The organism is Streptomyces sp. ADI95-17 (assembly GCF_003846175.1).
In the GTDB taxonomy this organism is placed as follows: domain Bacteria; phylum Actinomycetota; class Actinomycetes; order Streptomycetales; family Streptomycetaceae; genus Streptomyces; species Streptomyces sanglieri.
The window spans coordinates 1071245-1091033 of the sequence record NZ_ML123046.1 but is presented as its reverse complement, the minus strand read 5'-3'; the positions used below and the strand labels follow the sequence as shown (position 1 = coordinate 1091033).

The window sequence follows — 19789 nt, the reverse complement described above, 5'->3', positions numbered from 1 at the left end:
GTTGCACCGGCATTAAATGCACTTGCATTCAATGCACGTGCATGTACTGTGCTCCGCATGACCACTCCGCTCAACGTCCCCGATTCCCATGCGCGTTGGAGCCCGCGCCTGTGGGGCACGCTCCTCGTGCTCTGCGCCGCGATGTTCCTGGACGCCCTCGACGTCTCCATGGTCGGCGTCGCGCTGCCGTCCATCGCCGACGATCTCGGACTGACCACCTCGACCCTCCAGTGGATCGTCAGCGGCTACATCCTCGGCTACGGCGGGCTGCTGCTCCTCGGTGGCCGGGCGGCCGATCTGCTGGGCAGGCGCCGGGTCTTCCTCATCGCGCTCGGTGTCTTCGCCCTCGCCTCGCTGCTCGGCGGATTCGTCGACTCCGGACCGCTGCTGATCGCCAGCCGCTTCATCAAGGGACTGAGCGCGGCGTTCACCGCGCCCGCCGGGCTCTCGATCATCACCACCACGTTCAAGGAGGGCCCGCAGCGCAATCGCGCCCTGTCCATCTACACCACCTGCGCGGCCACCGGTTTCTCCATGGGCCTGGTCCTCTCCGGCCTGCTCACCCAGCTGTCGTGGCGGTGGACGATGCTGCTGCCCGCCCCGATCGCCCTGATCGCCCTGATCGCGGGCCTCAAGCTGATCCCGCACAGCGACCGTGAGGACACCCACCGCGGCTACGACCTGCCGGGCGCCGTCACCGGCACGGGCGCCATGCTGCTGCTGGTGTTCACGGTCGTGCAGGCGCCGGAGGCCGGCTGGACCTCCGCCCGCACGCTGCTGTCGTTCCTCGCCGTCGCCGTACTGCTCACCGTCTTCGTCACCATCGAGCGGCGCACCGCGAACCCGCTGATCCGCCTCGGTGTGCTGCGTTCCGGGAGCCAGGTCAGGGCGCAGCTGGGGGCCGCGGCGTTCTTCGGCAGCTATGTGGGCTTCCAGTTCCTGGTCACCCAGTACATGCAGTCGCTGCTCGGCTGGTCCGCGCTGGAGACCGCGCTGGCCTTCCTGCCCGCGGGGGTGCTGGTCGCCCTGTCCTCCACGAAGATCGGTGATGTGGTGGACCGGTTCGGGACACCGCGCGTCATCGCGGCCGGGTTCACGTCCCTCGTCGTCGGCTACGCGCTCTTCCTGCGGATCACCCTCACGCCTTCGTACGCCGTGGTGATCCTGCCGTCCATGCTGCTGCTCGGCGCGGCCTGCGCGCTGACCTTCCCCTCGCTCAACATCCAGGCCACCAACGGGGTGGACGACGACGAGCAGGGCATGGTCTCGGGCCTGCTGAACACCTCGATCCAGGTCGGCGGGGCGATCTTCCTGGCGGTCGTGACCGCGGTGATCACCGCGCACGGCAGCGGCGACGGATCGCGTCAGGCGGTCCTGGACAGTTACCGGCCCGGCCTGGTCGTGGTGACCGTGGTCGCGTTCGCCGGACTGCTGATCACGCTCACCGGGCTGCGGCCCCGCCGGCCCGTCCAGCGCACCGTGCTGGTCGCGTCGTCCGAGACGGACCGCGCGGCAGAGGCCGCGCCGACGACGACCGCACAGAAGGTGTCCGTGCGGGACTGACCGACGGGCGAGGGGGACGGTGCGGTGTCCGGCCGGGGTACTTGCCCATCGGCCGGACACCGCACCGGTACGCTGCCGCGAGCTCCGCCGACTCCCGGGTCAGCCGAGCCAGCCGGGCCGCACCAGCCCCGACTCGTAGGCCAGCACGACGAGTTGGGCGCGGTCGCGGGCGCCCAGCTTCACCATGGTGCGGCTGACGTGGGTCTTGGCGGTGAGCGGGCTGACGACGAGGCGCCGGGCGATCTCCTCGTTGGAGAGCCCTATGCCCACCAGCGCCATCACCTCCCGCTCCCGTTCGGTCAGCTCGCGCAGCCCGGTCGCCGCCGCAGGCTCCTTGGAGCGGGCCGCGAACTCGGCGATCAGGCGCCGGGTGACCCCCGGCGACAGCAGGGCGTCACCGCCCACCACCGCCCGTACGGCGCGCAGCAGTTCATCGGGTTCGGTGTCCTTGACCAAGAAGCCGGAGGCCCCGGAGCGGATCGCCTCGAAGACGTACTCGTCGAGCTCGAAGGTGGTGAGCATGACCACCCTGACGTCGTCCAGCCGGGCGTCCTCGGTGATGGCACGGGTGGCGGCGAGGCCGTCGAGATGCGGCATCCGGATGTCCATCAGCACGATGTCGGGCCGCAGTTCACCCACCAGGCGCACGGCCTCCGCGCCGTCGGCGGCCTCCCCGGCCACCTCGATGTCGGGCTGGGCGTCCAGCAGGGCCCGGAAGCCCGCCCGGACCAGCGACTGGTCGTCGGCGAGCAGTACGCGGATCACGGTGTCTCCTCCTCGTGTGCCGCCGCGCCGGACGAACCGGACGGCAGCGGAAGCTCGGCGCGCACCCGGAAGCCGCCGTCGGGCCGGGGGCCCGCCTCGATCGTGCCACCCAGCGCGGCGGCCCGCTCCCGCATCCCCGCCAGCCCGTTGCCGCTGCCTCCGGCGTCTCCGTCGGTGGCGGGTCCTTCGTCGTCGACACGGAGCCGGATGCGGCCGGGCCCGTAGCCGATCCGGACCCGCGCGGTACGCGATCCGGAGTGCCGGACCACATTGGTCAGCGCCTCCTGCACGATGCGGAAGGCGGCGAGATCCGCGCCGGGCGGCACGGCCGGCCGTTCGCCCTCGGTCTCGACGGTGACGGTCAGTCCGGTGCGCGCCGCCTGTTCGACCAGTTCGGGGAGCCGGCCGAGCCCCGGGGCCGGGGCCCTCGGGGCGTCGCCGGGGGTGCGCAGGGTGTCGAGGACCTGGCGGACCTCGCCCAGCGCCTCCTTGCTGGCGGCCTTGATGGTGGTCAGCGCCGCACGCGCCTGCTCGGGGTCGGAATCCAGCAGCGCCAGCCCCACACTCGACTGGACGTTGATGACGGAGATGCTGTGGGCCAGTACGTCATGGAGTTCACGCGCCATCCGCAGCCTTTCCTCGTCGGCCCGGCGCTGCTCCGCGGCCTCCCGCTCCGCCCGCCGGTCCGCCCACTGCTCACGGCGTACGCGTACGAGCTCGGCAGCCGCGATGATGGCGACGACCCAGGCGGCGATGCCCAGTTCCTGCCCCCAGGCGGCGGGGTGGTCGTCGGAGGGCGGCAGCCACCGGTAGAGCCAGTGCGCCACCAGGACGTGCCCCAGCCACACCATGCCCACGGCCGACCAGGCGGCCCGCCGGTGTCCGGCGACGACGGCGCTGAAGCAGCCCACGGCGACGGCCAGGAAGACCGGACCGTACGGATAGCCGGCCGCCAGATAGATCATCGCCGCGGTCGAGCTGCCGAAGACGGCCACCACGGGGTGCCGGTGACGCACCAGGAGCACGGCGACGGCCAGGAAGAGCAGCAGCCGCGCGAACAGGTCCAGCGGGGCCCGCTCGTCCATCTGCCCCCGGGCCGCGATGGTGGAGCCGATCATGACGACGGCGCCGATCAGGATCGTCGACGGCCAGGGCAGCCGGGTGGCGAACCGTCCCGGTGCCCCGGTCAGCCACCGCGGCGGCTCGCCGTGCGCCCAGGGGGGACCGCCGCCGTTTCCGTGTGAGCGCTGCTCTTCCATGCCGGCCACGCTAGACCGCGGGCCGCGCCCCGGGCGTCAGCCGGGCGTGGTCATCACCCGTACTCCCTGGGGAGTACGTCGTACGGGAGAGCCCTCAGCCCTTCTCGTCGGCGGGCAGGCCGACCGTGCGGGCCATCTCGGTGACCGCCTCCCGGAAGAATGCCTCCCGGGCCTCCACCACCCGGTGGAACTGGCCGAAGATCTCGAAGGAGATCAGCCCGAACAGCTTCGCCCAGGCGGCGATCAGCGGGGGGGCGGCCTCCGGCGGGAGGCCGGGGGCGAATTCGGTGACCATCCGCACGGCCTCCGCGCGCAGATCGTCGGCGAGCGGCGGCAGGGCCAGGCCGTCCGTGCGGTGGGCGTCCGCGACCACGGCGATCAGGACGAGGCCGACGCGGGAGGCGGGGCCGACCGTCGCCTGCGGCGCGGTGTAGCCGGGCACCGGCGAGCCGTAGATCAGAGCGTACTCGTGGGGGCGGGCGAGGGCCCAGTCGCGCACGGCGCGGGTGACGGCGATCCAGCGGGCGAGGTGGCCGGCGGTCCCGGCCGCAGCGGCCCGGTGGGCGGCCTCGGCGGCCTCGCCCACGGAGTCGTACGCGTCGACGATCAGAGCGGTGAGCAGCTCGTCCCGGCTGGGGAAGTAGCGGTAGACGGCGGAGGACGCCATGCCGAGCTCCCGGGCGACGGCGCGCAGCGACAGCTTCGCGGCGCCCTCGGCCGCGAGCTGTTTCCTCGCCTCGTCCTTGATGGCGGCGGTGACCTCGATACGGGCCCGTTCCCTGGCTCCTCGGACAGTGCTCATGGCCGGCAGTCTGCCACGAAAGCAGAGCACCGACCAACAACGAGAGCAGTGCTCTTGCTTTTGAGCACCCATCCCGTGCACACTGATCTCAAGCGAGAGCACCGCTCTCAAAAACGTGGGGAGTCACCATGTCTCAGCCGTACTACCTTCGCGGCAGCGCCCTCAACGTCCGGATGAACGGCATCGTCGGCCGCCTCGCCCGTCATGGCCTCAGCATGTTCGGCTCGGCCGAGATGTCGGTGCGCGGCCGCAAGAGCGGGCAGATGCAGCGGGTGCCCGTGAACCCCCACACCCATGAGGGCGCGCAGTACCTCGTCTCCGCCCGCGGCCACTCCCAGTGGGTGCGCAACATGCGGGCGGCAGGCGGCGGCGAGCTGCGGGTGGGCCGCAAGGTCCGCGAGTTCATCGCCGTGGAGATCCCGGACGACGAGCAGAAGTCGCTGGTCATCCGCGCCTACCTGGAGCGGTGGGGCTGGCAGGTCAACGACTACTTCCAGGGCGTCACCGCGGAGTCCTCGGACGCCGAACTGCTGGCGGCCTGCCCGGACCACCCGGTCTTCCGCATCTCCGTGGAGAGCTGACCGGGCGGCCCGGCAGTCGACGGTCCGGCAGGAACCTCCAGTACCCCTCCCGGCAAACATCGCCGGTCACGGCACTAGCGGTCCATGGCGTTGAGTGCCCGCTGCGCCAGCGGATGCGTACGGACCAGTTCGCCGAGCGAGGTCGTGCCGCGGGTGATTCCGGCGAACGCGTTCCAGGCCGGGCGGAATCCCGTCAGCACCGCGTGCAGCACCCCCGGCCGACGCTCGAACAGCTTCAGCATGCGCCGTCCGACACCCATCTCGACGCCGAGGCCCGCCTTGATGGCGAACGCGTAGTTCAGCGCCTGACGGCGGGCGTCCACCGCATCGTGCGACTCCGCGATCCGGACCGCCCACTCACCGGCCAGCCGCCCCGACCGCAGCGCGAAGGAGATCCCCTCGCGGGTCCACGGCTCCAGCAGGCCCGCCGCGTCACCGCACACCAGCACCCGCCCGCGCGACAGCGGCGAGTCGTCGCTGCGGCAGCGCGTCAGATGGCCGGAGGAGATCTTCGGCTCGAAACCCGCCAGGCCGAGCCGGGCGATGAAGTCCTCCAGGTACCGCTTGGTTCCCGCGCCGTCGCCCCGCGCCGAGATCACACCGACCGTCAGGACGTCGCCCTTGGGGAAGACCCAGCCGTAACTGCCGGGCATGGGGCCCCAGTCGATCAGCACCCGCCCCGCCCAGTCCTCCGCGACCGTGGCCGGAACCGGGATCTCCGCCTCCAGGCCGAGGTCCACCTGGTCGAGCTTCACCCCGACATGAGCCCCTATGCGCCCCGCGCTGCCGTCGGCACCGACGACCGCGCGGGCCAGGACCGTCTCGCCGCCGGAGAGCACCACGGCGACCGTGCGCCGGTCGGGCACCGAGGCACCGTGCTGCTCAACCCTCGTCACCGTCGCACCGGTGCGCAGTTCGGCGCCCGCCTTCTGCGCCTCCTCGACCAGACCCGCGTCGAACTCCGGGCGGTTGATGAGCCCGAAGAGCATCCGCTTGGAGCGGCGGGTCCGTGCCAGCCTGCCGTTGAGCGAGAACGTGACCGCGTGGATCCGGTCCCGCAACGGCAGTTCGAACCCGGGCGGCAGCGAATCACGTGAAAACCCGATGATGCCGCCGCCGCATGTCTTGTACCGGGGAAGCTCCGCCTTCTCAAGGAGCAGCACCCGTCGGCCGGCGACCGCCGCCGCGTATGCCGCCGAGGCTCCGGCCGGTCCGCCGCCGACTACGACGACATCCCACACGGACGACTCTTCGTGCTCCTGTACGGCGTCTGCGTTCTCGCTGCTCACGATGTGCTTCTGCTCCCGATCCCACCAGTGGCCCATGCTGCTCACGGCATCCTACGGCGCGTTGCTCCCGGCCCCCGCTGTGGGAGGATCGACCGTACGTTCGTCCCGCATGCGATGCCGCACACTCGGTGCACATGTGGCCGGATTCGTACACATAACGTCGCACCCACGAGGAGCGTGCCCATGACCGCCCGTCCGATTTCCGAGACCATCGCCTCGCTGATGCCCCGTGCCAAGGCGGAGCTGGCCGAGCTGGTGGCCTTCCAGTCGGTGGCGGATCCCGCGCAGTTCCCGAAGAGCGAGTGCGAGGCGGCGGCCAGCTGGGTCGCCGACGCGCTGCGCGCCGAGGACTTCCAGGATGTCGCCCTTCTCGACACCCCCGACGGCACCCAGTCGGTCTACGGCTTTCTGCCCGGCCCGGCCGGCGCCCCGACCGTACTGCTCTACGCGCACTACGACGTGCAGCCGCCGCTCGACGAGTCCGCCTGGCTCTCGCCCCCGTTCGAGCTGACGGAGCGGGACGGCCGCTGGTACGGCCGCGGCTCGGCCGACTGCAAGGGCGGGTTCATCATGCACCTGCTCGCCCTGCGTGCCCTCAAGGCCGACGGAGGCGTCCCGGTCTCCGTGAAGGTGATCGCCGAGGGTTCCGAGGAGCAGGGCACCGGCGGTCTGGAGCGGTACGCGGAGGCGCACCCCGAGCTGCTGGCGGCCGACACCATCGTCATCGGTGACACCGGCAACTTCCGGGTCGGTCTGCCGACGGTCACCGCGACGCTGCGCGGCATGACGATGCTGCGGGTCCGCGTGGACACCCTCGAAGGCAACCTGCACTCCGGGCAGTTCGGCGGCGCCGCCCCGGACGCGCTGGCCGCACTGATCCAGCTGCTGGCGTCGCTGCGCGCCGAGGACGGCACCACGACCGTCGACGGGCTCGCCACGGACACCGAGTGGGACGGACTGCAGTACCCGGAGGCCGAGTTCCGCAAGGACGCGAAGGTCCTCGACGGTGTCGGGCTGATCGGCTCGGGCACGGTCGCCGACCGCATCTGGGCCCGGCCCGCGGTCACCGTCATCGGCATCGACTGCCCGCCGGTGGTCGGCGCGACGCCGTCGCTCCAGGCGAGCGCGCGGGCGCAGATCAGCCTTCGGGTCCCGCCGGGCCAGGACACCGCCGAGGCGACCGCGCTGCTGACCACCCACCTGAAGGCGCACGCCCCGTGGGGCGCCAGGGTCGCGGTGGAACAGGTCGGCCAGGGCCAGCCGTTCCGCGCGGACACCTCCAGCCCGGCGTACACGTCGATGGCACGGGCGATGGAGGCCGCGTACCCGGGCGAGAAGATGCAGACGTCCGGCATGGGTGGCTCGATCCCGCTCTGCAACACCCTCGCCGCGCTGTACCCGCAGGCCGAGATCCTGCTGATCGGCCTGAGCGAGCCGGAGGCGCAGATCCACGCGGTGAACGAGAGCGTGTCGCCCCAGGAGCTGGAGCGGCTGTCGATCGCCGAGGCCCTGTTCCTGCGCAACTACGCGGAATCGAAGCGGGCCTGACCGAGCGTCACCCGCTCCCCCGGGCGCCCCGCGGCCTTCCGGTCCGCGGGGTGCCGGGGCGGGTACGGGCCAGCTGCGCGCTCGGCGAAGCTCGCCCAGAGCGTAGATCCGCCCGGCGGGCGGGCCCGTCCCCGTACGTTCGCCGTGCGGTGCGCGGTCTCGGCCTGGACCCGGCCCGCATCGGCCGGATCGTGATCACCCATGGGCACTGCGACCACTACGGCGCGGCGCAGGAGCTCGCCGACCGGCACGGTGCCGAGATCCTCGCCCATGGCCTGGACGCCGCGGTGATCCGGGGCGAGGAGGCCGTCGCCGCTCCTGTCCCGCATCGGGATCCATCTTCCCGGCACGGCGTGCTGTTCACCGGGGACACCGTGGCCAGGGTCGACCGGGTGATGCTCGGCGTCCTGAACATCGACCGGGCCACAGACCGTGGCCTCCTTCCGGCGGCTGGCCGCGCTGGAGCCGGCCACGGTCTGCTTCGGGCACGGCGAACCGCTCACCGCGGACGCCGCCGTGCTGATGCGCGCCTCAGCCGACCGGGACGCCCGCCTCCAGATTGAGCACGGCTGACCGCTCCCGGGCACGCAGCGCCCAGCGAAGGCGTTCGTACCGGGTCGGAGGCAGCAGGGTGGCCGCTTCCGCCTCGGTGACGAACCGCCAGCCGCGCAGTTCGGAGCCGGGCAGCAGCAGCCGCTGCGCGTCCGCGCCGGTCAGCAGGCCGCCGTCGAAGAGCAGCCGCAGGCCTCCGTAGCCGGGCGGCCGGGGTGCCTCCCAGTCGACGACGAGGAGCTTCGGCACCCGGTCGAGACGGATGCCTATCTCCTCGGCCACCTCACGGATGCCGGCCTGGGCAGGTGCCTCACCGGACTCGACGACTCCGCCGGGGAATTCCCAGCCGGGCTTGTACGTCGGGTCGACGAGCAGCACCCTGTCGTGCTCGTCGAAGAGCAGGACGCCGGCCGCCACGGTCTCCGCGGTCGGCTCGGGTGTCTGCACGATCTCGCACGGGGTGGCGGCGCCGCTGCCGACCGCCTCGGCGATGCGCTCGGCCGTCCCGTACGGGGTGAGCGCGCCGGTGTCGATGGCGTAGGCGTCCCGGGTGAGCCAGCCGAGGGCCGCGCGGTACGGCTCGATGTGCTGGCGGGCCCACTGCCGTACCCGGTCGCTGTGCGCCGGGTCGTCGGGATACTCCACGCGGTCGGCGATCCGTTTGCGCAGGATCGTTTCCTCCGACGAGAGCAGGACATGACGCACCGCGATGCGCCGGGAGGCCAGCCCTCCGAAGATCTCGTCGCGGTACTCCTGCCTCAGCAGAGTCATCGGCACCACCAGCACACCGGACACCTCGGCGAGCAGGGCCGCCGCGGTGTCCACCACCAGCCGCCGCCAGATCGGCAGGTCCTGGAAGTCCGCCACCTCGGCGAGTCTCTTCTGGGGCAGCAGCTGCCGCAGCCCCGCGCCGATCAGTTCGGGGTCGTAGAAGGTGCTGTTCGGGATCAGATCGATCAGTTCACGCGCGGCGCTCGTCTTGCCCACGCCGAACGCACCGTTGATCCAGACGATCACGGTTCCCCCTCTTCCGTAGCCCCCTGTGGCTTGCCCGCAACACCCTGCCGCGAAAACCCGGTTGTGGCGATGCCTGCTTCCCGGGCGGAACCGGCGGCCGTGCGCCGCCGGTGCCACCGCGAGCTGCCGCGATCTCCGGACGACCGCCGGACGGCCACAGCCCTTCCACCCCACCATCACAATTTCATCACCACCGGAATATTCGAATCCTGGGCACTCGCCGGGCCCGTTACGGTCATCTCTCCATGAGCCGCACCAGGGGGACATATGTCTCAAAGCCAGCAACCGCCGTGGGGACCGCCGCCACCGCCGCCCGGCAGCACCCCGTACGGACCGCCCGCGCTGCCGGACCGCCGTCCGAAGTGGGCGCGGAAGCGGATAGTGATCCCGGCCGCAGTCGTCCTGTTCCTCGTGGGCGTGGGCATCGGGGCCGCGGACGATCCCGCCGCGACACAGAAGACCGCGGCAGCGAAGGCCGCGCCGTCCGCGACGGTGACCGCGACGGCCACGGTGACGGCCACCCCGGCGCCGTCGGTCACCGAGACGGTGACCGCGAGCCCGGAGCCGGCGCCGACCGTCACGAAGACCCGCACCGTCAGGGTGACCGTCCCGCCCGCGGCCGAGGACGACGGCTCCTCCGGCGGATCCGGTTCGGGCGGGGGCAGCTCCAGCACGTACTACGCCAACTGCACCGCCGTGCGCGCGGCGGGCGCCGCGCCCATCCACGCGGGCGAGCCCGGCTACGGTCGCCACCTCGACCGGGACGGGGACGGGGTGGCCTGCGAATAGCCGCCCGAAGCGGTCCCGCTCCCCCGGGTCCGGCGGCTACCCCTTGCTGGACCCGAGGGTGAGGCCCGCGATGAAGTGGCGCTGGAGCAGCAGGAAGACCACGATCGTGGGCAGGGCGACGATCACCGAGCCCGCGGCGAGCAGGTTGTAGTCCGTGAAGAACTGGCCCCTGAGGTTGTTCAGCGCCGAGGTGATGGGGAGCTTGTCGCCGTCGGAGATGAAGACCAGCGCCCACAGGAAGTCGTTGTACATCCAGGTGAACTGGAGCGTGCCGAGCGCGGCCAGGGCCGGTCGGCACAGCGGCAGGGTGATCCGCCAGTACCGGGTCCAGACGCCCGCGCCGTCGACGACGGCCGCCTCCAGGATCTCCTGCGGCAGGGTGCGCATGAAGTTGGCCAGGACGAAGACGCAGAAGCCGAGCTGGAATCCGACCTGGACGGCGACGACGGCCCAGTACGAGTCGTACATCGTCATCGAGTCGGACATCCAGTAGGGCAGCGGGATCCGGTTGAACACCACGTACAGGGGCGTCACGATCACCTGCTGCGGCAGCAGGTTCCCGGCGGTGAAGAGCATCAGCAGGACGAGCCCGCCGCGCATCTTCAGGCGCGCCAGCGCGAAGGCCACGAACGAGGCGAGGAAGAGGGTGACGAGCACCCCCGGGACCGCGATGATCATGGTGTTGACGAAGTACTTCGTCATGCCTGAGTCGGAGAACGCCTGGCGGTAGTAGTCCAGGGAGAGATGGCGCGGCAGCGAGAAGTAGCCGTGCTCGGCGGTCTCGTCGTACGGCCGCAGCGACGCGTACACCGCGAGCAGGAGCGGGGCGAGGAAGGCGAGGGAGACCGCCATCAGGAAGGCGTGGACGCCGATCCGGCCGGGACGGATCCGGCGCCGGGCGGTGCGGCGGGCGGGGGCGGCTTGCACGGTCAACGGTCTTTCTCCCCTCGGAGCTCCTGGACCAGGTACGTCACGACGAATCCCAGGGAGACGACCAGCAGGACGACGGCGATGGCGGAGCCGAAGCCGATCCGGCTGGCCTCGCCGATGATGTTGTCGGTGACGAGCACCGAGAGCAGTTCGAGTCCGTTGCGGCCGTGGTTGACCGCGTACACGATGTCGAACGCGCGCAGGGCCTCGATGACGGTGATGACGCCGACGATGACGTTGACCGGCCGCAGGGTGGGCAGGACGATGCGGAAGAAGGTCTGGGCCTCGCCCGCCCCGTCGATCGCCGCGGCCTCCTTCAGCGAGGGGTCGACGGCCTTCAGCCCGGCGAGGTAGAGGATCATCACATAGCCGGTGTGCCGCCAGGCGGCGGCGAGCAGGACCATCCAGATGTTGAGGTCCGGGTCGCCGAGCCAGTCCGTCGGTGAAGCCGTGTCGCCGATGACCGCGTTGAGGGCGCCCTGGTCGCGGGAGAAGACCAGCTGGGCGATGAATCCGACCACGGCGAGCGACAGTACGACGGGCATGTACAGCGTCGACTGGTAGAAGCGGCTGAAGCGCACTCCCCGGTCGATCAGTACGGCCAGCAGCAGTCCGAAGGGGGTGGCGACCAGGCCGAGGAAGGCGAGCCAGAGCAGATTGTGCCGGGCCGCCGGCCAGAACTGCGGGTAGTTGGTGAAGAGGTTCTCGTAGTTCTGCGTACCGACCCACTTGATGTCACCGATGCCGTCCCAGCCGGTGAAGGAGAGCACCACGGAGGCGAGGGTCGGTCCCCAGACGATGGCGATGTCGAGCAGTACGGGTATGCCGAGCAGCACACCGAGTACGGCGAGGTCGCGGCCGGTGAACCGCCGCGAGACCCGCCGTCCGGTGCGCCGGGCCGGGATGAACGACACGGTCGGTACTCCAGGTTCGGTCGGATTGCCATCGGGTCGTCCGGGGTCAGTCGGCGGCGAAGATGGTCTTCTTCTGCCGCTCGATGTCGTTGACCAGGCCGTCCACGTCGTCCGGGTCGCTGATGAACTTCTGGATCGCGGGGATCATGACCGTGGAGGAGAAGTCCGGCCTGGTGTCCCGGTCCAGGAACTGGGAGATCTGCTTCGCCCCGGAGACCAGTTCCACGGCCTTCTTCTGGAGCGGTGAGTACGCGGAGATGTCGGCCTGGTCGCTGACCGCGACGTTGTTCGGGTCGCTCTTCAGGTAGATGTCCTCGGCCTTCCCGGTGGCCAGCCACTTGAGCAGGTCCTTGGCGCTCTCCAGGCTCTTGGCGTTCTTGAGGTTCTTGGACTTCTTGGCCAGCAGGAAGCCGTCGATGGGGGCCTCGACCGCGTCCTGCCCGTGCTCCGGGTTGATCACGGGGAAGGGGAAGAAGTCGATGTCGCCCTGTTCGCCCTTGGGGAACTGGGCGCCGGGATGCGGCAGCCCGAGGACGGCCATGCCGGCCTCCTTCTTCTGAAGGCTGTTGGCGGCCTCCTGCCAGGTACGGCCGTTGGCCCCCTGCTGGCAGTACGGCAGGAGCCGTCGCCAGGTGTCGAACACCTCCCTGACCCGCTTGTCGGTCCAGGCCACCTCGCCCGCCATCAGGCTCTTGTGGAATTCGTAGCCGTTGGTCCGCATGTCGATGTAGTCGAAGGTGCCCATGGCGGGCCAGCCGTCCTTGTCGCAGAACGCGATGGGATCGAGCTTGTCCTTCTTCATCCGCTTGGCGAGCGCCACGTATTCGTCGAGCGTCTTCGGTGCCTGATAGCCGCGGTCGGTGAACAGGCTCTTACGGTGGAAGACGGCCCATGGATAGTAGTAGTACGGGGTGAGGTACTGCTTGCCGTCCGCTCCGGTGGACTGGGCCTTCAGCGCGGCCGAGAAGCCTTTGTAGCCCTCCCAGTTGTCGCTGATGTCGTGCAGCAGTCCCTTTTCCGCGAAGAATTGCATCCGGTTGCCGGCGAACCACATGAAGACGTCGTCGGGCTTGCCCTGCAGATACCGGTTGATGTTCTCCTGAAAGGTGTTGTGGTCGACGGTGTTGACCTTCACCTTCCGCCCGTCCGACTGCGCCTCGTACGCGGCGAAGGCGTCGGCGAAGGCCTTCTTCGGAACCGGGTCGGAGGAATTGGACCCCAGAGTGATCGTCTTCCCGTCGCCGCCGGGGCCGCTCCCGCAGGCGGTGAGCAGCGCGGGGAGCGCCACCGCTCCGGCGCCGACGGCCGCACCACGCAGCAGACTTCGCCGGGACATCCGATGTCCTGCGACACTGCCCGGCACACCTGACCTGTCGTAATCAGACTGCGTCATGCCCCACTCCTCCGGAGATGCAACCCAACACAACCGAACGTGCGATTGGATCTCACCCCCAAGTGATGGCGTCGTCAAGGGTTTTGACGAGATGTCGGGCAACCGCCGCCACTCCTCTTCCAACAGACTTCAACACGCCCTAACGTAATCGCACGCCTTGGCGTGCACATGCAGTCATCCGATCATGGACGAGTATGGAGGAACGTAACGATGCGTCATCTTCCAACCCGTACAACCCGAACCAGCCGTCGTGGAGTCGTCGGAGCCCTGACGGCCGGGCTGTTGTGCGCCGCGGGGACGACCGTTCCCGCCGTCGCGCACTCGCCCGTGCCCGCGCCGGTATCCGCCCCCGCCGCGAATCCGCAGTCCGGAAACGGCCTTGCGCTCACCCCGCCGATGGGGTTCAACAATTGGAACTCGACGCACTGCCGAGCCGAGTTCGACGAGTCGATGGTCAAGGGGATCGCCGACATCTTCGTCGAGAAGGGCCTCAAGGAGGCGGGCTACAGGTACGTCAATCTCGACGACTGCTGGGCGAAACCGCAGCGCGATGCGGACGGAAAACTGGAGGCCGATCCGAAGCGCTTCCCGAACGGGATCAAGGCCGTCGCGGACTATGTCCACTCCAAGGGCCTCAAAATCGGCATCTACACCAGTGCGGGCACCAAGACCTGCGACAGTGTGGGCCTCCCGGGCGCGCTGGGCCATGAGTTCAGCGACGCGCAGCAGTTCGCTGACTGGGGCATCGACTATCTGAAGTACGACAACTGCAACAACCAGGGTGTCGACGCGAAGAAGCGCTATACGACGATGCGGGACGCGCTGGCGGCGACCGGCCGCCCGATCGTCTACAGCATCTGCGAATGGGGCGAGAACAAGCCCTGGGAGTGGGCCGGCGAGCTCGGCAACCTCTGGCGCACGACCGGCGACATCAACGACAGCTGGGGCAGCATGCTGTCGATCATGAAGCAGAACCTGCCGCTCGCGGCCGCTGCCGGGCCGGGTCACTGGAACGACCCCGACATGCTGGAGGTCGGCAACGGCGGCATGACGGACACGGAGTACCGCACCCACTTCTCCATGTGGTCCGTGATGGCGGCACCGCTGCTCATCGGATCCGACCTGCGAAAGGCGAGCGCGGAGACCTTCGAGATCCTCTCCAACCACGAGGTCGTCGCGGTCGATCAGGACCCGCTCGGCAAGCAGGGCACCGTGCTCTCCTCCGACGGCGGACGCTGGGTGGTCGCCAAGGAGATGGAGGACGGCAGCCGCGCCGTCGCCCTGTTCAACGAGACCGGCAGCGCCCAGCGCATCGCGACGACAGCCGAGGAGGTCGGGCTGCCGAAGGCCGACGGGTACACGATGCGCGACCTGTGGGAACACAGGTCGTACAACACGGCGGGCACCCTGGCGGCGACCGTCCCGGCGCACGGAACGGTGCTGCTGCGGGTCGCCGCCGACGGCAAGTGGGCCGCTCAGCCGCCCGCCGTGGAACTCGGCCTGGATGCCCGCCCGTTGATCGAGGCGGGACGCACCGCCACGCTGACCACGAAGGTCACCGGCCTGGGCCGTACCCCCGCCAGGAATGTCTCGGCGCTGCTCACCGGCCCCTCCGGCTGGCGGGTGAAGGCGCTGTCGCCGACCGGTTCGCCGGCCCTGCCGACCGGCCGGTCGCTCACCACCCGCTGGCAGGTGACGGCCCCCGCGGACGCCACCGGTGCGTCCGACCTGACACTCGCCGTCCGGTACCGCTCGCTGGCCGGGACACGGGTGAGCTCCACGGTCCCGCTCCGGGCCCATGTGGTGGTCGCGCCACCGGCGGGCGGCGGCTACCTGAGCGATCTGCCGCGGCTCTCGGCGGCCAACGGCTGGGGCCCGGTCGAGAAGGACACCAGCAACGGTGAGAGCGGCGCGGGCGACGGGAATCCGCTGACGATCGGCGGCGAGGTGTTCACCAAGGGCCTCGGCGTGCACGCCGACAGCACCGTCGAGTTCTACACCGGCGGGGCATGCGAGGCCGTTGCGGCGCAGGTCGGTGTCGACGACGAGAGCGGCGCGAAGGGGACGGTCGCCTTCGAGGTCTGGGCCGACGGTACGAAGGCGGCGTCGACCGGTGTGCTGACCAACGCGATGCCCGCCCGGCCGCTCACCGCCGATGTGAGCGGTGCGCAGGTGGTACGTCTGGTGGTCAGCGACGGCGGGGACGGCGTCGACTCCGACCACGCGGACTGGGCGGACCTGCGGATCACCTGCTGACGCGGAGAGCTCGGCGGCGGGTTCCCGGGGCGTTGCCCCCGGGAACCCGTCCGGCGCGCGATTCGCCGGCCGCGCCCGGTCAGCCCTGCGCGGCCACCACTCCGCCCGGCCCCACCCGCGCCGCCGCGGCGGCCGCGCCGACCAGTCCCGCGTCGGTGCCCATCACCGCCGGGGCCACCTCGATCCGCCGGACGAAGGAGAGCGTCGCGTACTGGCGCAGGGCCCGGCGCAGCGGCGTGAAGAGGATGTCGCCCGCACCGGCCACTCCCCCGCCGATCACCGCGATGTCGATCTCGACGAGCGTGGCGGTGGCCGCGATCCCGGCGGCCAGCGCCTGAGCGGCGCGTTCGAACGAGGCGACGGCGATCCGGTCCCCGGCGCGTGCCGCGGCGGCCACCGCGGCGGCCGAGGCATCGCCGTCCGGTCCGGGCCGCCAGCCTGCCTCCAGCGCCCGGCGGGCGATGTTCGGGCCGCTGGCGATGCGCTCGACACAGCCGCGCGAACCGCACGGGCAGGGGTCGCCGTCCAGGTCCACACAGACATGGCCGATGTGCCCGGCGTTGCCCGTGGGGCCGGGGTGGAGCTTGCCGCCGAGGACGAGCCCGCCGCCGACACCGGTCGACACCACCATGCAGAGTGCGTTGTCGTAGCCGCGGGCGGCGCCCAGCCAGTGCTCGGCGGCCGTCATCGCGACCCCGTCGCCGACCAGCTCGACGGGCAGCCCGCCCACCGCCTTGCCGACCCTCTCCACCAACGGGAAGTCCCGCCAGCCGGGAACGTTGACCGGGCTCACCGTCCCGGCCGAGGCATCCACCGGCCCCGCGCTGCCGATACCGACCGCCGTCGCCCGCCCCCACAGCGGAGAGCCGGACAGTTCGGCGAGCACCTCCGTCACCGCACCCATCACCGTCTCGGCACCCTCGCGGGCGGGCGTCGGCCGCTGCGCCCGTACGAGGAGCGAGCCGCCGCCGTCCACCAACGCGGCGGCGATCTTGGTGCCGCCGATGTCCAGCGCGGCGACGAGGTCGGTATGCATCGGTGTGGCTCCGTGAGTAGAGGGCGGGGACCTGCGGCTTCAGGAAACAGTCTGCCCAGTCTCCATTCAGCTGACAACGTTGTCCAGGGCCTATGCTCGTCGGCACGACCTCCGGCCGCCCCGTGGCACCGCCCACGGATCCGCCGGACCCGCCCGCACCCGAAGACAGGACAGCGCACCGTGGCCGAGACCGCCCGTCACTCCGAGACCCGTTACGGCAACCGGCCGACCATGAAGGACGTGGCCGCCCGCGCCGGAGTCGGGCTCAAGACGGTCTCGCGCGTGGTGAACAGTGAACCGGGGGTCACGCCCGACACCGAGCGCCGGGTCCAGGAGGCGATCGAGGCGCTCGGCTTCCGGCGCAACGACAGCGCGCGCGTCCTGCGCAAGGGCCGCACTGCCTCGATCGGCCTGGTCCTGGAGGATCTCGCGGACCCGTTCTACGGGCCGCTGAGCCGCGCCGTGGAGGAGGTCGCCCGCGCGCACGGCGCCCTGCTCATCAACGGGTCGAGCGCCGAGGACCCGGAGCGCGAGCAGGAGCTGGTGCTCGCGCTGTGCGCGCGCCGGGTGGACGGGCTGATCGTGATCCCCGCCGGCGACGACCACCGCTATCTGGAGCCGGAGATAAAGGCGGGCGTCGCCACCGTCTTCGTGGACCGCCCGGCGGGCCGGATCGACGCCGACATGGTGCTCTCCGACAGCTTCGGCGGCGCGCGCGAGGGTGTCGCCCATCTGATCGCGCACGGCCATCGCCGGATCGGCTTCATCGGTGACCAGCCGCGTATCCACACCGCGACGGAGCGCCTGCGCGGCTATCACGCGGCGATGTCGGACGCCGGGATCGGCGTCGAGAACTCCTGGGTCTCGCTGGGCTCCACCGAGCCCGCCCGGGTCAGGGCGGCCGCCGAGGCGATGCTCACGGGCCCGGAGCCGGTGACGGCCCTCTTCGCGGGGAACAACCGCGTGACGGTCACCGTGGTCCGCGTGCTTGCCGAGCAGGACCGCCGGGTCGCCCTGGTCGGCTTCGACGACATCGAGCTCGCCGATCTCCTCGGCATCACCGTCATCTCCCAGGACGCCGCGGCGGTGGGCCGGACCGCGGCCGAGCACCTCTTCCGCCGCCTGGACGGCGCGGACCACGCCCCGGTGCGGGTGGAGCTGCCGACGTCCCTCATCCCCCGCGGCTCCGGCGAACTGCCGCCCGCCTGAGCGGGGCGGGCCGACGGCCCGGAGGCAGCAAGTGACGCGATTGCCGACTCCGCCGTCCGGTCACCGGGATGACGCCGTGCCCACTTTCACCGCACCCGACGGAACCGAACTCCCTCTCGCGCATTCGGCGGGTGGCGATCTCGCACTCCTCCACGCGGCCCGGCACCCGCGACGTGTCCGCAGCCTCGCGCCGATCGCCGCCCGTGCGCGCGCCCTGGGTGTCGACCTCACCGAGGAGCACCACCGCGAAGCCGTGGCCCTGCGCGCGGGGGAACCGTGGTTCCCGGCCGCCTACAGGGCCTACGAAGCCGTCTGGACCGGCGAGGTCACCGACGACGGCTGGGACGCCGTCGCGCCGTTCTTCTACGGCCGTTGGGACGGCGCCGCTCGGGCACACCCCGCGGCCGACGCCGGACAGAGCAACTACGGGGCCGCCGACCGCTATGCGGCCCCCGGATTCTTCGACCCTGCCGCGACCCGTGGGCCGGGGCCCGCGCCCTACGGCGCCGTCACCGTCAGTCCCCCGCGCCGCGGCGAGGCGAAGGCGTCCAGGTCGTCCCGCGTCAGCCCGGTCAGCCGGGCGACCTCGGCGGTGTCCAGGGCGCCGCAGTCGATGCCGCGCAGCAGGTAGCCGCTGAGGGCCTTGGCGGTGGCGGGCTCGTCCATGACATCGCCACCGGCCTTGGCCACGTACGCGGCGAGGCGGGCGGCGGCCTGCTCCAGGCCCTCGCGGTAGAAGGTGTAGACGGCCGCGTACCGGGTCGGCAGGTGGCCCGGGTGCATGTCCCAGCCCTGGTAGTAGGCGCGGGCCAGCGCGCGGCGGGTGAGGCCGTAGTGGAGCCGCCAGGCCTCGTGGACCTGGGGCGTGGGGCCGACCGGGAGAACGTTGGTGGAGCCGTCCGAGACCCGCACGCCGGTGCCGGCGGCGGCGACCTGCATGACGGCCTTGGCGTGGTCGGCGGCCGGATGGTCGCTGGCCTGGTAGGCGGCGCTGACGCCGACGCAGGCGCTGTAGTCGAAGGTGCCGTAGTGCAGACCGGTGGCCCGGCCCCGCGCCGCGTCGATCATGCGGGCGACGGCGGCGGTGCCGTCGGCGGCGAGGATGGACTGGCTCGTCTCGATCTGGATCTCGAAGCCGAGTCGCCCGGCGGGCAGCCCGTGCGCCTCCTCGAACGCTTCGAGCAGCCGGACGAAGGCGGTGACCTGCTCCGGGTACGTCACCTTGGGCAGCGTGAGGACCAGCCCGTCGGGCAGGCGCCCGGCCTGCATCAGGCCGGTGAGGAAGATGTCCGTGGTACGGATGCCGCGGTCGCGTACGGCAGCCTCCATGCACTTCATCCGGATGCCCATGTACGGGGCCGCCGTGCCGTTCGCGTACGCCTGTGAGACCAGCCGGGCGGCGCGGGCGGCGGCCTCGTCCTCCTCCGCGTCGGGGCGCGGGCCGTAGCCGTCCTCGAAGTCGATGCGGAGGTCCTCGACCGGCTCGCGCTCCAGCTTGGCGCGCACCCGGTCGTGGACGGGCCCTGCGAGCTCGTCCGGGATGCCGAGGACCGCGGCGAACGAGGCGGCGTCGGGAGCGTGCTCGTCGAGGGCCTTCAGGGCCTGGTCACCCCAGGAGCGAATGGTCCCCTCGGCGAACGTGTCGCCGGGTACGTAGACCGTGTGGACCGGCTGGCGCGTGCCCGGGTCTCCCGGGTAGCGGCGTGCGAGCTCGGCGTCGACCGCGGTGAGGGAGGCGCTGATCTCCTCGCTGACCGCACCGGCGAGGCTCGTTGCCACCTTCTCCTGCTGACCCATTTCCACACCCTCCACAGTCACGCTGTTTCCGCTTCCCGGAATCAACAATCCGTATAGTGAAGCTATAAGGCCCTCGAACCTGCGTCAAT

The 19789-nt window shown here is 71.1% G+C and carries 16 protein-coding genes and 1 pseudogene; 7 read left to right on the top strand and 10 right to left on the bottom strand.

Going from position 1 to position 19789, the window contains the following annotated elements; genetic code table 11:
- The first annotated feature begins 57 nt into the window (after nt 1-57).
- Nucleotides 58-1563, top strand: a complete 1506-nt coding sequence (locus EES42_RS18645) for an MFS transporter (RefSeq protein WP_124719315.1) — start codon at nt 58-60, stop codon at nt 1561-1563.
- A 99-nt stretch (nt 1564-1662) separates the two neighbouring features.
- On the opposite strand, the gene EES42_RS18640 is transcribed toward EES42_RS18645, so the two are convergent.
- From EES42_RS18640 to EES42_RS18630, 3 genes are all read right to left on the bottom strand, one after another.
- A complete protein-coding gene (locus EES42_RS18640) occupies nt 1663-2328 on the bottom strand; it encodes a response regulator (protein ID WP_124719314.1) in 666 nt (221 codons plus the stop codon).
- Nucleotides 2325-3596 (bottom strand): sensor histidine kinase, encoded by a 1272-nt coding sequence (locus EES42_RS18635; RefSeq protein ID WP_241196446.1) that lies wholly within the window; start codon nt 3594-3596, stop codon nt 2325-2327. The genes EES42_RS18640 and EES42_RS18635 overlap by 4 nt, the downstream gene beginning before the upstream one ends.
- A gap of 85 nt (nt 3597-3681) precedes the next feature.
- Entirely contained in the window at nt 3682-4389 is a 708-nt protein-coding gene (locus EES42_RS18630) for a TetR/AcrR family transcriptional regulator (protein WP_124719312.1), read from the bottom strand.
- Between the two features lie 128 nt (nt 4390-4517).
- Between EES42_RS18630 and EES42_RS18625 the strand changes: the two genes are divergently transcribed.
- Complete coding sequence (locus EES42_RS18625; protein WP_124719311.1) at nt 4518-4970, top strand: nitroreductase family deazaflavin-dependent oxidoreductase; 453 nt, start codon at nt 4518-4520, stop codon at nt 4968-4970.
- A 74-nt stretch (nt 4971-5044) separates the two neighbouring features.
- On the opposite strand, the gene EES42_RS18620 is transcribed toward EES42_RS18625, so the two are convergent.
- Nucleotides 5045-6259 (bottom strand): geranylgeranyl reductase family protein, encoded by a 1215-nt coding sequence (locus EES42_RS18620; RefSeq protein WP_206433500.1) that lies wholly within the window; start codon nt 6257-6259, stop codon nt 5045-5047.
- Nucleotides 6260-6442: 183 nt separating this feature from the next.
- On the opposite strand from EES42_RS18620, the gene EES42_RS18615 reads away from it, so the two are divergent.
- A complete protein-coding gene (locus tag EES42_RS18615) occupies nt 6443-7807 on the top strand; it encodes a dipeptidase (protein ID WP_124719310.1) in 1365 nt (454 codons plus the stop codon).
- Between the two features lie 146 nt (nt 7808-7953).
- Nucleotides 7954-8380 (top strand): annotated as a pseudogene (locus EES42_RS18610) (MBL fold metallo-hydrolase); the annotation flags it as partial.
- Here the strand turns inward: EES42_RS18610 and EES42_RS18605 are convergent.
- Nucleotides 8339-9376 carry an NUDIX hydrolase gene (locus tag EES42_RS18605; RefSeq protein WP_124719309.1) on the bottom strand — a complete coding sequence of 346 codons (1038 nt, stop codon included), beginning with the start codon at nt 9374-9376 and terminating at the stop codon, nt 8339-8341. The pseudogene EES42_RS18610 and the gene EES42_RS18605 overlap by 42 nt on opposite strands.
- 267 nt (nt 9377-9643) lie before the next feature.
- Between EES42_RS18605 and EES42_RS18600 the strand changes: the two genes are divergently transcribed.
- Entirely contained in the window at nt 9644-10165 is a 522-nt protein-coding gene (locus EES42_RS18600; protein WP_124719308.1) for an excalibur calcium-binding domain-containing protein, read from the top strand.
- A gap of 36 nt (nt 10166-10201) precedes the next feature.
- On the opposite strand, the gene EES42_RS18595 is transcribed toward EES42_RS18600, so the two are convergent.
- The 3 genes from EES42_RS18595 to EES42_RS18585 are packed head-to-tail and all read right to left on the bottom strand — an operon-like array spanning nt 10202 to nt 13345.
- On the bottom strand, nt 10202-11098 hold the full coding sequence (locus tag EES42_RS18595; RefSeq protein WP_124719307.1) for a carbohydrate ABC transporter permease: 897 nt from the start codon (nt 11096-11098) through the stop codon (nt 10202-10204).
- Nucleotides 11095-12009 (bottom strand): carbohydrate ABC transporter permease, encoded by a 915-nt coding sequence (locus EES42_RS18590; protein WP_124719306.1) that lies wholly within the window; start codon nt 12007-12009, stop codon nt 11095-11097. The genes EES42_RS18595 and EES42_RS18590 overlap by 4 nt, the downstream gene beginning before the upstream one ends.
- Nucleotides 12010-12055: 46 nt before the next feature.
- Nucleotides 12056-13345 carry an ABC transporter substrate-binding protein gene (locus EES42_RS18585; protein ID WP_124719305.1) on the bottom strand — a complete coding sequence of 430 codons (1290 nt, stop codon included), beginning with the start codon at nt 13343-13345 and terminating at the stop codon, nt 12056-12058.
- 267 nt (nt 13346-13612) lie between these two features.
- Here EES42_RS18585 and EES42_RS18580 point away from each other — a divergent pair, with 267 nt between their 5' ends.
- Complete coding sequence (locus EES42_RS18580; RefSeq protein ID WP_124719304.1) at nt 13613-15658, top strand: NPCBM/NEW2 domain-containing protein; 2046 nt, start codon at nt 13613-13615, stop codon at nt 15656-15658.
- A gap of 79 nt (nt 15659-15737) precedes the next feature.
- On the opposite strand, the gene EES42_RS18575 is transcribed toward EES42_RS18580, so the two are convergent.
- On the bottom strand, nt 15738-16694 hold the full coding sequence (locus EES42_RS18575) for an ROK family protein (protein ID WP_124719303.1): 957 nt from the start codon (nt 16692-16694) through the stop codon (nt 15738-15740).
- A gap of 180 nt (nt 16695-16874) precedes the next feature.
- On the opposite strand from EES42_RS18575, the gene EES42_RS18570 reads away from it, so the two are divergent.
- Complete coding sequence (locus tag EES42_RS18570; RefSeq protein ID WP_124719302.1) at nt 16875-17903, top strand: LacI family DNA-binding transcriptional regulator; 1029 nt, start codon at nt 16875-16877, stop codon at nt 17901-17903.
- 498 nt (nt 17904-18401) lie between these two features.
- Here the strand turns inward: EES42_RS18570 and EES42_RS18560 are convergent, their stop codons facing one another.
- Nucleotides 18402-19700 carry a DUF6986 family protein gene (locus EES42_RS18560; protein WP_124719301.1) on the bottom strand — a complete coding sequence of 433 codons (1299 nt, stop codon included), beginning with the start codon at nt 19698-19700 and terminating at the stop codon, nt 18402-18404.
- Between the last annotated feature and the right edge of the window lie 89 nt (nt 19701-19789).

Excerpts from the sequence above, each read along its gene's own strand:
- EES42_RS18575 (WP_124719303.1), bottom strand. The coding sequence starts at position 16,694 with ATGCATACCGACCTCGTCGCCGCGCTGGACATCGGCGGCACCAAGATC.
- EES42_RS18645 (WP_124719315.1), top strand. The coding sequence starts at position 58 with ATGACCACTCCGCTCAACGTCCCCGATTCCCATGCGCGTTGGAGCCCG.
- EES42_RS18600 (WP_124719308.1), top strand. The coding sequence starts at position 9,644 with ATGTCTCAAAGCCAGCAACCGCCGTGGGGACCGCCGCCACCGCCGCCC.
- EES42_RS18630 (WP_124719312.1), bottom strand. The coding sequence starts at position 4,389 with ATGAGCACTGTCCGAGGAGCCAGGGAACGGGCCCGTATCGAGGTCACC.
- EES42_RS18585 (WP_124719305.1), bottom strand. The coding sequence starts at position 13,345 with ATGTCCCGGCGAAGTCTGCTGCGTGGTGCGGCCGTCGGCGCCGGAGCG.
- EES42_RS18580 (WP_124719304.1), top strand. The coding sequence starts at position 13,613 with ATGCGTCATCTTCCAACCCGTACAACCCGAACCAGCCGTCGTGGAGTC.
- EES42_RS18625 (WP_124719311.1), top strand. The coding sequence starts at position 4,518 with ATGTCTCAGCCGTACTACCTTCGCGGCAGCGCCCTCAACGTCCGGATG.
- EES42_RS18615 (WP_124719310.1), top strand. The coding sequence starts at position 6,443 with ATGACCGCCCGTCCGATTTCCGAGACCATCGCCTCGCTGATGCCCCGT.
- EES42_RS18560 (WP_124719301.1), bottom strand. The coding sequence starts at position 19,700 with ATGGGTCAGCAGGAGAAGGTGGCAACGAGCCTCGCCGGTGCGGTCAGC.